This is a genomic window from Microcoleus pseudofavosus SVA1_A4 (genome assembly GCF_036700565.1).
Taxonomy (GTDB): domain Bacteria; phylum Cyanobacteriota; class Cyanobacteriia; order Cyanobacteriales; family Microcoleaceae; genus Microcoleus.
Window position 1 is genome coordinate 21612 of the sequence record NZ_JAUBPE010000003.1, and the last position, 13714, is coordinate 35325.

Sequence of the window (13714 nt, forward strand, 5' to 3'; positions counted from 1 at the left end):
TTTCCATGCAAATACACTTTCGCCTTCAGGGGTGGCGCACATATCTAAGATTAGTTTGATGGCTGCGGTATTGTTAATAAAGTGGAGGCTGCGAAGATTGAGGAAAAGTCGAGACAGTAGTAATGTCCTGCTTGATGTAAGGAATGTTTTCCTGGCTTAGATTCCAATCCTAGTCTATCTACAAATTCCGGTTGCCAAAAAACCGGATTTTCGACATAAAAGGGGTTTTCTGTTGGTTTTGGTTGCAGCCACAAGATGGCGGGATTAAAAGGTTGCGGATTGGTGACGGCATGAATAAACTTTTCTTGTTCGGCGGTGTCGGCAAATAAGCTGCGGCTGAGTTTAAGCAGGAGATTCGACGGGTTTTCCATGTTCCGGGAGATATGATAAGATTGAGATTAGCAGTAAACCAGGTAAATCAGATGATAATTCCTAGTGTAGAACAGTTAGATTTAACTTTGGAAGAATGGATGCAAAATCCTCCTGACGGGACGGAGTGGGCGGACGGTAAAGTTATAGTCAAACATCCTGTAGAATTTGTCAATGGAGAAGTAGTAGGGAAACCGGGAATGACTGCAAGGACTCGCCGCATTCAATCAAAGCTAGATTATTACTGGAGAAGTTACATGATCTCAAGCGGGCAAGGGGGCGAGGTTTATGTGGAAGTCACTTGTCAAACTCTGAAAACAGGGCGAATACCCGATGTATCTTATATTAGTCCTGAACTGTTGGCGCAAGTTGGAGAGTTTTCAGTTTTGGCGCAGAGTTTTCCGCTGCTAGCTGAGATTGTTTCGCCTAGCGATTTTGCAGATGATGTTTTTGCTAAGGCACAGGAGTATTTAGAATCGGGATGTTTGGAAGTTTGGCTGCTGTTTCCTAAGAGTAGTTGGGTGTTAGTAATTACTCAAAGTCAGGTGGTTTTATTTAAGCCTGGTGAGGTGGCGATAACTCAGGTTGTTTTGCCAGGATTTACCGTGGCGGTGGATGAATTAATGGCGTAGTTTTGTTGTTATTATTCTAAAAACTCACTAAAAATTTATGAAAATTGTCTTTTTTGGCACTCCCGAATTTGCTGTTCCTACTTTATCCAGTTTGCTAAGTCATCCAGAGTTCGAGGTGGTGGCTGTGGTGACTCAGCCAGATAAACGCCGGGGAAGAGGCAATCAATTGATGCCTTCACCTGTCAAAATGGCGGCTTTAAATCACAGTCTCCCGGTTTTGCAGCCGCAGCGTATTAAGAAGGATGCCGAAACAATTGCCAAACTGCGGGAAGCGGAAGCTGATGTTTTTGTGGTGGTGGCTTACGGTCAAATTCTTTCTCAAGAAATTCTGGATATTCCTAGTTTGGCTTGCGTTAACGTTCACGGTTCAATTTTGCCGAAGTATCGCGGTGCGGCGCCGATTCAGCGGTGTATTTATGAGGGAGAAAAGGAAACCGGAATTACGACGATGCTGATGGATGCGGGGATGGATACTGGGGCGATGCTGTTGAAGGCTTTTGCTGGTATTTCGCTGTTGGATAATGCTGATTCTTTGGGGGATAGGCTGTCAGAAATTGGGGCAGATTTGTTGGTGGAAACTTTGGTGAAATTGAGGGATGGGAAAATTGAAGCGGTTGCTCAAGATGATGCTGAGGCGACTTACGCGCCGATGATTAAGGGTGCTGATTTTGTGTTGGATTGGTCGAAAAGTGCGATCGCGCTTCACAATCAAGTTAGGGGCTTTTTCCCGGATTGTACCACCAGTTTTCGCGGTAATTCTTTGAAGGTGATGGCTACTGTGCCCGTGGGGCCGGAATATTGGCTGCAAATGCCGTCTGAGTTGAAGGTTTTAGAACGCGCATGGCCTGTTTTGGATCGGTTATCTGGGGAGAATGGGGCTGTTGTTAAGGTTGTGAAGGGCTTGGGTGCGATCGTCCAAACTGGCGATGGTTTGTTATTATTGCGGGAAGTGCAGTTAGCGGGGAAAAAAGTGCAGTCTGGGGTAGATTTTGCGAACGGAACTCGGTTGGTTGTAGGGGAAGTTTTTGGGGGTTAAGTTGTATATTTAGGGCGGGCAGGATGCCCACCATACAATATTTGGAAGCAAAATCCTCCTGTAATTAGATGCGCGACAATTGACCTAAAATTCTACCAAAACTTCCTCTGCGCCGCCCAACAAACCCTGCGCCGCCTCTAACATACTCTCAGCAACATCTTTCAAATCTTCGCGACTTGCCAGATAAGTTTTCAAAGCGTCTAACGGTTCTATACTATTATTAGCATTCAATTCTGGCAACCGCGGCCTTGCTAGCTGACTGACTAATTCCGGTTGAATTGTGTAGCTGTGCGCTTCGCCCAGAAGTGCGTGCAATTCTGCGTTATCAATTAAGTCTAATTGTTCCGATCGCAATTGGTAGATCAATCTCACAACCGCGTCTGCGAGCTCCTTCTTCTTAATAGCTTTCACCAGCTCAGCTTGCGGATTTTCTGATTCGGCAACGTTCACTTTAATAGTCTGAAACACTCGCACGGGCAAAGTGCAAAATTCCCACTCAGCTTTCCCCCGTTCCAAATTAACTAACACAAAACCTTTATCTTCTTTCTCTTCGCTAAAATCAACTCTTTCGATACTTCCGGGATAAATTACGGGCGGATTGTTGGATAAATTTAGATTTTGGTGTTTGTGAACGTGGCCGAGAGCAACGTAATCAAAACAAGGGCGAGTTAGCATGGAAACGGGAATGTTAAAACCTTTGCCAACTGCTAAGAAACGCTCTGCACCCAAACTTGCTTTATCTGCCATTAAATGTGCTAAAAGTACGGTTGGTATTTCGGGGTTTAGGCGGCGAATTTCGCCTTCCATTGCGATCGTCAGTTTTTCGGTTAATAATTGGTTAACATCGCCCACAGAAAGGTTTTCAGTCTCGGCACGCGTCATTAAAGTCGATCGAGTCAACCAAGGCAATGTTACCACCTGTACCGGGCCGCTGCGGGTTTGAATCAGGTGAGTTTCCAGGCGATCGCCTACAATAAACTTAGGTATACCCAAAGTCCGATAAATTCCCAAACTCGCGCCGCCTTGTCCCTGGGAATGTTGGTCGTGATTTCCTATTAGCAAAACCGTCGGAATTTCCGCGTCAACCAAGCGGCTGAATTGGCGAGCAAAAGCCTCTTTTACAAACGGTGGAGGCGTAGAATCCGGGAAAGCATCGCCGCCGAATATGACTAAATCTACTGGTTCAGAAATCGCTCTGTCCATACATTTGCTCAGCGTCGCCGCGAAGTCTTCCAGCCGCGTATTTAAACCAGTTTCTGGGTTGACGCGCCCGTGGGAAAAGCCGCTTCCCATGTGAATGTCTGAAAGGTGAAGAATTTTAATCATTGTTTTTTGTATTTGTTAGCTATCGTTTCGGTTCGTAGTGAGGACTGAATTCCTCAGAAGAAGGACTTGCATTCCTGAGTGCGAACCCAAGAAAGTTTTTTTTCATACATCACAATATGATGCCGGGGACTTTTTCATAGATTTCGCTAATTGCACAACTAAAATTCGCACTAACCAATTCTACTCTATCTCCTTGTCCGTAAGTCTGAGAAACCCAATTTCCTGACTCATTCAGCCGAAAACACTCAATTTTCATCTCAGATTGAGTGATGAGTACGTATTCTTGCAAACTCGGAGAAGTTTGGTAATCTACAAATTTATCGCCCCTGTCAAAAGATGCAGTTGAGGGAGATAGCACCTCAATAATTAGAGATGGATAGAGAATGAAGTCTTCCATTGAACTTGTATCTCTTTCGTCGCAAGTCACCGCTACGTCAGGGTAGTAATAGCAATTTGCCTCTTCCAGTCGAACTTTGATATCACAGGTAAGAACTAAGCATGGCGTATTCAGAAGATGATTTCCCAACAGGCGAACTAGATTACTAGAAATAACAATATGAGGGTTTTTTGCCCCCGTCATTGCATAAACGTGTCCGCGTCTGTATTCGTGTTTGATGGGGCTTACTCGTTCGCCTTCTAGGTACTCTTCTGGGGAGATGTAGAAATTATTTTTGCTAACAAACATTGATGTTTCCTCCGATATTTTTATTTGACACTATTGGTTAATAATCGCATACCAGGGTTGGAAACGGCAGTGCCGTTTCCCTACAAATTTAACAAAATTCCAGAAATCGTGCGTGCCACAGTTTGCCGCTTTCCGTCAAACCCTGCGATCGCACTTTGATTTTGACGTTTTTAGGGTTAGCCTCGTAGCGTCGGGCTATTTCCTGCATTTCCTCACCGCTAAACCCGGTTCCCACCGTTCCTATCGGTACTAATTTGCCATCGATTTCTTGAGCAACTTTAATCGCGCTAAACGGCCGCCCCGCAACTTTTGTCGGCGTCAACCCGACAACAAACAAATCGTGTTCCAGACAGTATTTAGTCCTCACCATCGAAAATTTCTTAACATCTTTGCCGCCGACATACCGACAGTTATGCAAAACCCAAACTTCGCCTTCTCTATTTTCAGATTTTTGCTGATTTGCCAGCACGAGTTTTTCGGCTGCGGTGCGAAATGTCGGTACAATTTCAAAGGCTGGGGATAAATTCGCCAGCATTTCGCCAACTTCAACTCCCGCTGCAATTCGTGCGGATTCTGCCACGGTAGTTAAGTCATTGCCTTTGAAAAACAAACTTTTAAAAATGGCATAAATTGCGCTGGGCTGGATTGTGGGAAAGCCTCTTTCAATATTAACTGTAGCAGCTTGCGCGCCGGTGCGGTGTTCGCTGCCGGTACAGCTTTTGTAATACAGTTCGCCGTCTAAAACAAAGGTGCCAATTTTAGCGGCTGTGTCGATTAATGTGCGATCGATCTCAATTGATGCTTGTTGCCGCAGGTTAGTCGATCGCGATTGGTAGTATACTCGCTCTGGCGTCGCAATGACAACCACTCGATTGCCGTCGCGTTTTGGCTGTCCCCAATAATCGGGATTTTCGATGTAATAAGAACGTTCACTCGGCGCATCAACCGGCTGCATCGTGACAATTTTTCCCGGCTGCAAGTGCGGTGGCAATTCGGGAACTGTTGGATTGTTGACAGTCTCTATTTTGGCAGCGATCGTTGATTTTGTAGCAGGAGCAAGATTGGTGCTAGAGTTGTTTGGAGGATTCAGGGCGATCGGCTTTTCTCCGGTTTCCAATTCAAACGCTCTTTTCCAAAAGCCGATCGCCATTTCCGGGTATCCTTCCGACTCCGCACACATTGCAAAACCAATAACTTTTGCCGTACCGATGCCGCGCCCGTAATCAGCCAAATACTGCACGGCCCCCGCTTCACCCATCAAGTGCAATCCTCGCGTGACGATGCGATTGTTCCAGCGTTCTCGAATGTCGGCGCTAATTTTCTTAGCTGCTTTTCGCTTTGCTTCTGCGTATTCGGTGCAGTCCATGCTGCCTCCTTTTTGTAGGGCTACTTATATACTATACTAAAGCTTGATTTATTAGTCAAGTTAAAATTTACAATTAGGTGGTGTGAATAAATTTAACTCTTTCATTTGTGAACTAGATTTATTTTTTAACCGCAGAGGCGCAGAGGGCACAGAGGAAGAGAAGAAAGAGAGCGATCGGCTCGTAGTTGCATTTAGATGGCAAATTGCAGTAATCGGTTCGCCGCCAATGCTAATATAACCTATATCGCGCATTGCGACCAATAAAGCCGTGAGTTGCGTCTTACTCGCGTTGGGTTAGCCAACTTGCGATCGGACGTTTAAGAATTTAAGATCGAGTTTAATTTTACTGTTATGATGCGATTGATTTTGTACAGCAAACCCGGATGTCACTTGTGCGAAGGGTTGCAAGAAAAACTCGAACAGATTGAAAGCCTCAAGTTTCAACTCGAAGTCAGAGATATTACCGAACGCGATGACTGGTTTCAAGCTTATCAGTACGAAGTTCCAGTTTTGTTTAAAGTGCAGCCCCAGGCAAGGAATTCTGCTGTCGAGGCTGCATTATCCCCTGAACAACTGTTACCCCGTCCTTCTCCCCGCTGTAGTGTCGCCCAATTAGAACAAATGTTACAGAAATATTTGCAAATAGATCCATCACAATAATACGATTTACTCAGATGTTGCACCATTGTCAAGAACGGGCTCTTCGGCCCGTTCCACAAACAATGAGTTTTCTTGTGGAACAGGCCGGAAAGCCTGTTCCTAAACAAGTAATTGAGAATGGTGCAAGATGTGAGATTTACGCAAAAACTCAGGTTTTAATCCTGGCCCCGGGGTGCTCGGTATGCAGCTTACTCTAGGCCGAAAGATTTTACACCGCGCATAGAGAAAACCGTAGGGTTTGCACCGCCCAAAGCAAAAGCCTGTAGATAGCGGCTCAAAAAATGTGTTGCGCAAGTCATATTCAAGACATCCAAGTAAGGAGTTTTTCAGATGAAATTGAGAGAATTATTAGCAGCAGTTCCCAGCATTTCCTTTGACGCCAAACATCCTGCCCTCGATGCCGAAGTCAAGGGTTTATCCACTAATTCCCACGCTTGTCAGGCGGGAGATTTATTTTTGGGAATGCCGGGAACTCGGGTAGATGGCGGAGATTTTTGGCAAAGTGCGATCGAATCTGGTGCAGTTGCCGCCATAATTTCCACCCAAGCAGCCGAGAAGACACCCCCCCAACCCCCCCTTAGCAAGGGGGGGCTAGAAGAGGTTCCTTCCCCCCTTAGCAAGGGGCTAGAAGAGATTCCCTGCGTCATCGCAGCAGCCGATATGGCTCAAGTTTGCGGTCAAATAGCAACCGCATTTTACGGCAATCCAGCTAGCAAATTAAAACTTGTCGGCGTTACCGGGACTAACGGCAAAACTACAACAACTCATTTAATCGAATTTTTGCTCAATGAAATGCAGTTGCCGACGGCGATTTTTGGCACGCTTTACACTCGCTGGCCGGGCTTCCAACAAACTGCACTTTACACTACACCTTTTGCAGTAGACCTGCAAAAACAATTAGCAGAAGCTGTATCAGCCGGATGCAAACACGGCGTGATGGAAGTCAGTTCCCACGCCCTTGCGCAGCAGCGAGTTTTGGGCTGTAGTTTTGAAGTTGCTGTGTTTACCAACTTGACTCAAGACCATCTCGATTATCACCGCGATATGGAAGATTATTTTGAGGCTAAATCGCTTTTGTTCAGTCAAAATTATCTCAAAAATCGCGCTGTAATTAATATTGACGACCCCTACGGAAAGCGGATAGTTGAAACCGTTAAATCTGAAAAAGTTTGGAGTTATAGCACTAGCGACAAAACGGCAGATTTGTATGCTTCAGATTTGCAGTATCAGCCGAATGGAGTTAAGGGAATTCTGCACACTCCCAAGGGCGAAACTGCTTTTGTTTTGCCTTTAGTCGGTCAGTTCAATTTATCAAATATGTTGGCTGCTGTCGGTGCTGTTTTAGAATTGGGTTTAGATTTGTCCGCAATTGTGGAGAAATTATCTCAGTTTTCGGGAGTTCCGGGACGGATGGAACGGGTGCAAATTAGCCCGGAACAAGATATTAGCGTTATTGTCGATTACGCGCACACTCCCGACAGTTTGGAGAACTTGCTGAAAGCGTCGCGGCCGTTTATTCCCGGTCAGATGATTTGCGTGTTTGGCTGCGGCGGCGATCGCGATCGCACGAAACGCCCGATTATGGGTAAAATCGTTGCAGAATTAGCCGATTTAACTGTTGTTACTTCCGACAATCCGCGCACTGAAAATCCAGATCGCATTTTAGAGGATGTTTTAGCAGGAATTCCCGCCGCAGTAAAGCCGATCGTGATGTGCGATCGAGCCGCTGCAATTCGCACTGCTATTATGGACGCTAAACCGGGAGATGGCGTGCTGATTGCAGGAAAGGGACACGAAGATTATCAAATTTTGGGTACCGAAAAAGTCCATTTTGACGATCGAGAACAAGCGCGAGATGCCTTGAAAGCCAGAATGAATTCGGTTAACTGAATTCGGTTAACTGTTAACGGTTAACTGACTTCGGTTAACTGTTAACGGTTAGCTGTTCGCGGGCTGTGAAATTTGTTGTATTTTTAAGTATTGATACCAGGGTAAAATCTGATTTGCACTAGATTATAATAGTAAGACAAAATATTTTTGGGACCAAATAATTATTGCTATGATAGAACTAACTGGCTATCAAATTCTCGATCGAATTTACTCAGGCACTCGCACCCTAGTTTATCGCGGAACTCGCCTCTCGGACCAAAAACCTGTCGCCATCAAAGTCTTGCGGAACGAGTATCCCACCTTCAGCGAACTCTTGCATTTTCGCAATCAATACACGATCGCCAAAAACCTGAATTTGCCCGGAATTATTCAAACCTACAGCCTGGAAGCGTACCAGAATGGCTATGCGTTGATCGTGGAAGACTTTGGGGGAATTTCCCTGAAGGAATGGACGGGGAAAGGGAAAACAGTTCCTTCTCTCGTTGAATTTTTCCAAATAGCGATCGACCTCTGCAATACATTAGATATACTTAGCCGCCAGCGCATTATTCACAAAGATATTAAACCCGCCAATATTCTAATTAATCCAGAGACTAAACAAGTCAAACTCATTGATTTTAGTATTGCATCTTTGCTGCCAAGGGAAACTCAAACCCTGATGAGTCCCAACGTGCTCGAAGGAACACTCAGCTATTTATCTCCCGAACAAACAGGAAGAATGAATCGCGGGCTTGACTACCGCACAGACTTTTATTCATTAGGTGTAACTTTTTATGAATTGCTGACAGGAAAATTGCCATTTCAATCCAACGATCCGATGGAATTGATCCACTGTCATATTGCCAAGCAACCGCCCTCTGTACGTGAAATTAATCTCGAAATTCCCCTTGCGATCTCGGAGATTGTCAGCAAATTGATGGCTAAAAATGCTGAAAATCGGTATCAGAGTGCATTAGGGACAAAAGCCGATTTAGAAACTTGTTTGCAGCAACTCAATGAGACAGGTAAAATTGAGAGTTTTGCCATTGGGCGGCGCGATGTGTGCGATCGGTTCATCATACCAGAGAAACTCTACGGCAGAGAAACCGAAGTTGCCCAATTATTAGCAGCATTCGATCGAGTAGCAAACCCCTCTAAATTTCGTTTTCCAGAAGAGCCTGGAAACGAGAGAAACGAGGGGAAAGAAGACTCACTCCTTACTAAGGGCGGTTGGGAGAAATCGAATTTATCCCGCAGGGAAATGATGCTAGTTGCCGGATTTTCCGGCATTGGTAAAACCGTTGTAGTCAACGAAGTTCACAAACCCATAGTTCGCCAACGCGGTTATTTCATCAAAGGCAAATACGACCAATTTCAACGCAACATTCCCTTTAGTGCTTTTGTGCAAGCCTTCCGAGAATTGATGGAGCAATTACTCTCAGAAAGCGACGTTCAGCTACAGCAATGGCAAATAAAAATTCAGAATGCTGTTGCCGACAACGGTCAAGTTATTGTAGAAGTAATTCCCGAACTGGAACGAATTATTGGCAAACAACAGCCTGTCTCTGAACTTTTGGGAAGTGCCGCCGAAAACCGCTTCAATTTAGTGTTTCAAAAATTCATCTCTGTGTTTGCTACAAAAGAACATCCCTTAGTGATATTTTTGGATGATTTGCAGTGGTCAGATTCAGCATCCCTGAAGCTTTTGCAAGTGTTGATGAGCGAAAAAGATAGTCAGAATTTGCTGGTAATTGGGGCATATCGGGATAACGAAGTATCCCCCGTTCATCCATTTATGTTGGCGGTAGCAGAAATGGAAAAAGCAGGAACAGTGGTGAATACTATTACCTTGCAGCCGCTGAGTCAAGCCGATATTAACGATTTGATCGCAGATACGCTCTCGTGCGATCGCCCTTTGGCTCAGCCATTAACCGAGTTAGTTTATCAAAAAACCAAGGGAAATCCCTTTTTTGCCACGCAATTTCTCAAATCGCTACAGGAAGATGGGCTGATTGCATTTAACTCCACCCCCCTTTCATCCCCCCTTACCAACGGGGGACAGAGGGGGGTAACAGGGGGGTGGCAGTGCGATATTGCCAAAGTCAAAGCCCTAACTATCACTTCGGATGTGGTGGAGTTTATGGCGCTGCAATTGCAGAAGTTGCCGCCAGAAACTCAGGATGTGCTGAAGTTGGCTGCGTGCATTGGATCGCAGTTTGATTTGAATACATTGGCGGTAGTGAGCGAGAAGTCGCCAGAAGAAACTGCGGCGGATTTGTGGAAATCATTGCAAGAAGGATTCATCTTACCAACCAGTGAAATTTACAAGTTTTATCAAGGAAAAGAACCTCGTCAAAAAACAGATATATTGCCAACTACCGCCGATCAATTACCTAACTACAAATTTCTACACGATCGCATTCAACAAGCGGCTTATTCCCTAATTCCAGAAGATCGAAAACAAGCCACTCACCTGAAAATAGGGCAACTGTTGCTGCAAAAAAGTAGTGAAACTCAACGTCAGGAAAGGATTTTTGATATTGTCGGTCATTTCAACTTTGCCCGCGGGCTGATTTGCGAACGAACAGCACGTTATGAATTAGCCTCGCTCAACTTGCAGGCTGGGAAAACCGCAAAAGCTGCCGCAGCCTTTGACGCGGCATTGATATTTGTCAATACAGGTATTAGCAGCTTACCAGCCGATAGCTGGCAAGAACAATATACTCTGACGCTGGCGCTGCACAATTTGGCAGCCGAAGCAGCGTATTTGTGCAGCGAATTTGAACAGATGGAACAGCTAATTACTGCGATTTTGCAACAAGCAAACCAACTGATTGACAAAGTTAGCGCTTACGAGATTCAAATCCTCGCTTACCTTGCCCAAGGCCAGCCCCAGGATGGCGTTTACACAGCAATTGATGTGCTCGGGCAGCTTGGGATTCGGCTTCCTAAAAACCCGACTCAGCCTCAAGTATTGCTGGGTTTAGCCAAAACTAAGTTGATTCTCGGTAACAAGAAACCGGAACAGCTTGTGAATCTGCCAAACATGACAGATGCTAACAAATTGGCAGCGATGCGAATTCTTTCTAGTGCTGCTTCTGCTGCCTATCTTTGTGCTCCGAAGTTGATGCCGCTGCTGGTATTTGAGCGGGTTAATTTGTCTGTACTGCACGGCAATACCGCCCTATCAGCTTTTGGCTATGCTTGGTACGGACTGATCCTCTGCGGCATACTCGTGGATATCGAAGGAGGCTATCAGTTTGGACAACTTTCTCTGCAATTACTAGAGCGTTTTAACGCGACGGATTTGAAAGCGAAAGTGCTATTTATGACTTATACGTTTATCAGCCATTGGCGCGATCGCATCGCAGATACAATGCCAGCGCTGTTAACAGCTTACCAGAGCGGTTTAGAAACGGGAGATGTAGAATATGCTGCTTGGGCAGCTTTGGTTCATTCTTACAATCGCTACTGGACAGGGGAGAACTTAACGGAAGCAGAAGCAGCAATTCGTTCTTTCATAACGGCGATCGCTCCTTTCAACCAAAAAAACGGCTCTCTTTACATCCAGATATACCATCAAGCGACCTTAAATCTTATGGGTGATTCTATCGATCCGAGTTGCTTGTCCGGCGAAAGCTATCGGGTGGCTGAAGATATTCCCGCACAGGTGGCTGCGAACGATCGTACAGGGTTATTTTTTAGTTACGTTTGTCAGCAGCATCTTAATTATTTGTTCGGCCAGTATGACGCAGCAATTGAGAAGTCAAACGCTGCTAAACCCTACTTTGAAAACTGTGTTTCGTCGCTCCCAACGGTGCTGCACTTCTTTTACGATTCTCTGGCACAACTGGCAATTTACGCGACTGCAACCTCTCCACAACGCCAGCAAATTCTCAAGTGCATTAACGCGAATCAGGAAAAGCTGAAGAAATGGGGGCACTATGCCCCCATGAATTACCAACATAAGTTTCTGTTGGTAGAAGCAGAACGTTATCGGGTACTGGGGCAAAAACTAGAAGCGATCGACTATTACGATCGCGCCATTCAACTCGCTAAAGAAAACCAATTCCTCAACGAAGAAGCCTTAGCCAACGAACTCGCCGCCAAATTCTACCTCGACTGGAGCAAAGAAAAAGTCGCCGCAGGCTATATGCAGGAAGCCTACTATTGTTACGCCCGCTGGGGAGCCAAAGCGAAAACCGATGACCTAGAAAAACGTTATCCCGATGTGCTGCGCCCTATCTTACAACAGTCCGCCCAACCGCTCTCTATTTTAGAAACCCTATCCACCCTCACCAATCCTACTTACTCCATTAATTCGAGCACCCACCACAGTACCTCCAACACCTCCATCAACCATGCTCTAGATTTTTCGACTTTGCTGCAAATCTCCCAAGTCATTTCCAGCACGATCGACCTGGATGAGTTGCTGCAAATTGTGACCCAAACCATGCTACAAAACTCTGGAGCCGATCGCTGTGCACTGATGCTCTGCCAAGATCGACAATGGGAAGTGCGGGCGATCGCTACGTGGGGACACATTAGCCTGGACACGGAACCCCTAGAGAACAATCCCACCGTTCCCGTTAAATTAATCCAGTATGTTAAAAACACCCTAGCAGCAGTTGTCATCGATCGCGCCAAAACTGATCTGCCTGTGATTGACGATTATTTAGAGTACCACCCACCGGAGAGTTTGCTGGGTTTGCCAATTCTAAATCAGGGGAATTTGGTCGGCATTTTGTATCTAGAAAATCGGATAACCAGTGGGGTGTTTAGTCCCGATCGCCTCCTAGTGCTGAATTTTCTCTCTAGTCAAGCGGCGATCGCCCTGGAGAATGCCCGCCTCTATCACCAATTGCAGCAGACTTTGAATGAACTTCAGCAAGCTCAGATCCAAATGATCCAAAGTGAAAAGATGTCAGCATTAGGTAATCTAGTGGCAGGGGTTGCCCATGAAATCAATAACCCCGTTGGTTTTATTGCCGGGAACCTTAATGAAGCTAATGCTGGAGTCCAAGATTTAATTGATTATTTGCATCTCTATCAAGAAAAGTTTCCTCAATCGGGAGCAGAATTGATTGAGAAAGCAGAGGAAATAGATTTAGATTATCTAGTAGAAGATTTACCCAAGATGTTGACCTCCATGAAAATAGGGTGCGATCGCATCAAAAACATCAGCACCTCCCTCCGCACTTTCTCCCGGGCCGATACGGTCCATAAAGTTGAGGCCAATATCCACGAAGGACTCGATAGCACTTTGATGATTTTACGCCATCGCCTGAAAGCGAACGAAAAGCATCCTGAAATTCAAATCATTAAAAAGTACGGCAAGATTCCCAAAGTAAAATGTTATTTGGGACAATTAAACCAGGTATTTATGAATCTGCTGGCGAATGCGATCGATGCCTTAGAAGAATCCAATCAAGGAAAGAATTTTGCCGAGATTGAAGCCCATCCCAATCAAATTACTATTCGGACGAAAGTGGAAGGTGAACAGGTAAAAATTGCCATCGCCGATAACGGAAACGGAATGCCGGAAGAGGTGAAAAATCGTATTTTTGACCATCTATTTACCACTAAAGACGTGGGCAAAGGAACTGGGTTGGGACTGGCGATCGCGCGTCAAATTGTAGAAGAAAAACACGGCGGAAAACTGAGTTGTATTTCTGCACCGGGAGAAGGAACGGAGTTTGTCATTGAGATTTTAATTGATTAAAGATTAGTTGTCCGTTGTTAGTTGTCCGTTGTTGACCGATATTATCGAT

The 13714-nt window shown here is 45.3% G+C and carries 9 protein-coding genes; 5 read left to right on the forward strand and 4 right to left on the reverse strand.

Annotated elements, in window-relative coordinates; translation table 11 throughout:
- Positions 1-50: 50 nt before the first annotated feature.
- Positions 51-371 carry a hypothetical protein gene (locus QUA02_RS01945; protein WP_333024872.1) on the reverse strand — a complete coding sequence of 107 codons (321 nt, stop codon included), beginning with the start codon at positions 369-371 and terminating at the stop codon, positions 51-53.
- Positions 372-422: 51 nt separating this feature from the next.
- On the opposite strand from QUA02_RS01945, the gene QUA02_RS01950 reads away from it, so the two are divergent.
- Entirely contained in the window at positions 423-1001 is a 579-nt protein-coding gene (locus QUA02_RS01950; protein ID WP_333024874.1) for a Uma2 family endonuclease, read from the forward strand.
- 37 nt (positions 1002-1038) lie between these two features.
- Positions 1039-2037: a methionyl-tRNA formyltransferase gene (gene fmt / locus QUA02_RS01955; protein WP_333024876.1), complete on the forward strand. Its 999-nt coding sequence runs from the start codon at positions 1039-1041 to the stop codon at positions 2035-2037.
- Between the two features lie 84 nt (positions 2038-2121).
- Here fmt and sbcD read toward each other — a convergent pair whose 3' ends face one another.
- The 3 genes from sbcD to QUA02_RS01970 form a co-directional block, all read right to left on the reverse strand.
- Entirely contained in the window at positions 2122-3363 is a 1242-nt protein-coding gene (sbcD, locus tag QUA02_RS01960) for an exonuclease subunit SbcD (RefSeq protein WP_333024877.1), read from the reverse strand.
- Positions 3364-3472: 109 nt separating this feature from the next.
- The gene (locus tag QUA02_RS01965) at positions 3473-4048 is read right to left on the reverse strand and encodes a Uma2 family endonuclease (RefSeq protein ID WP_333024878.1); all 576 of its coding nucleotides are present in this window, start codon (positions 4046-4048) and stop codon (positions 3473-3475) included.
- Between the two features lie 88 nt (positions 4049-4136).
- The gene (locus tag QUA02_RS01970; RefSeq protein WP_333024881.1) at positions 4137-5414 is read right to left on the reverse strand and encodes an ATP-dependent DNA ligase; all 1278 of its coding nucleotides are present in this window, start codon (positions 5412-5414) and stop codon (positions 4137-4139) included.
- Positions 5415-5768: 354 nt separating this feature from the next.
- Here QUA02_RS01970 and QUA02_RS01975 point away from each other — a divergent pair, with 354 nt between their 5' ends.
- The 3 genes from QUA02_RS01975 (at position 5769) to QUA02_RS01985 (ending at position 13665) form a co-directional block, all read left to right on the forward strand.
- Positions 5769-6074 carry a glutaredoxin family protein gene (locus QUA02_RS01975; RefSeq protein WP_333025098.1) on the forward strand — a complete coding sequence of 102 codons (306 nt, stop codon included), beginning with the start codon at positions 5769-5771 and terminating at the stop codon, positions 6072-6074.
- A gap of 330 nt (positions 6075-6404) precedes the next feature.
- Positions 6405-7964, forward strand: a complete 1560-nt coding sequence (locus QUA02_RS01980) for a UDP-N-acetylmuramoyl-L-alanyl-D-glutamate--2,6-diaminopimelate ligase (RefSeq protein ID WP_333024883.1) — start codon at positions 6405-6407, stop codon at positions 7962-7964.
- A 169-nt stretch (positions 7965-8133) separates the two neighbouring features.
- Positions 8134-13665, forward strand: a complete 5532-nt coding sequence (locus QUA02_RS01985; protein ID WP_333024885.1) for a trifunctional serine/threonine-protein kinase/ATP-binding protein/sensor histidine kinase — start codon at positions 8134-8136, stop codon at positions 13663-13665.
- Positions 13666-13714: the final 49 nt, after the last annotated feature.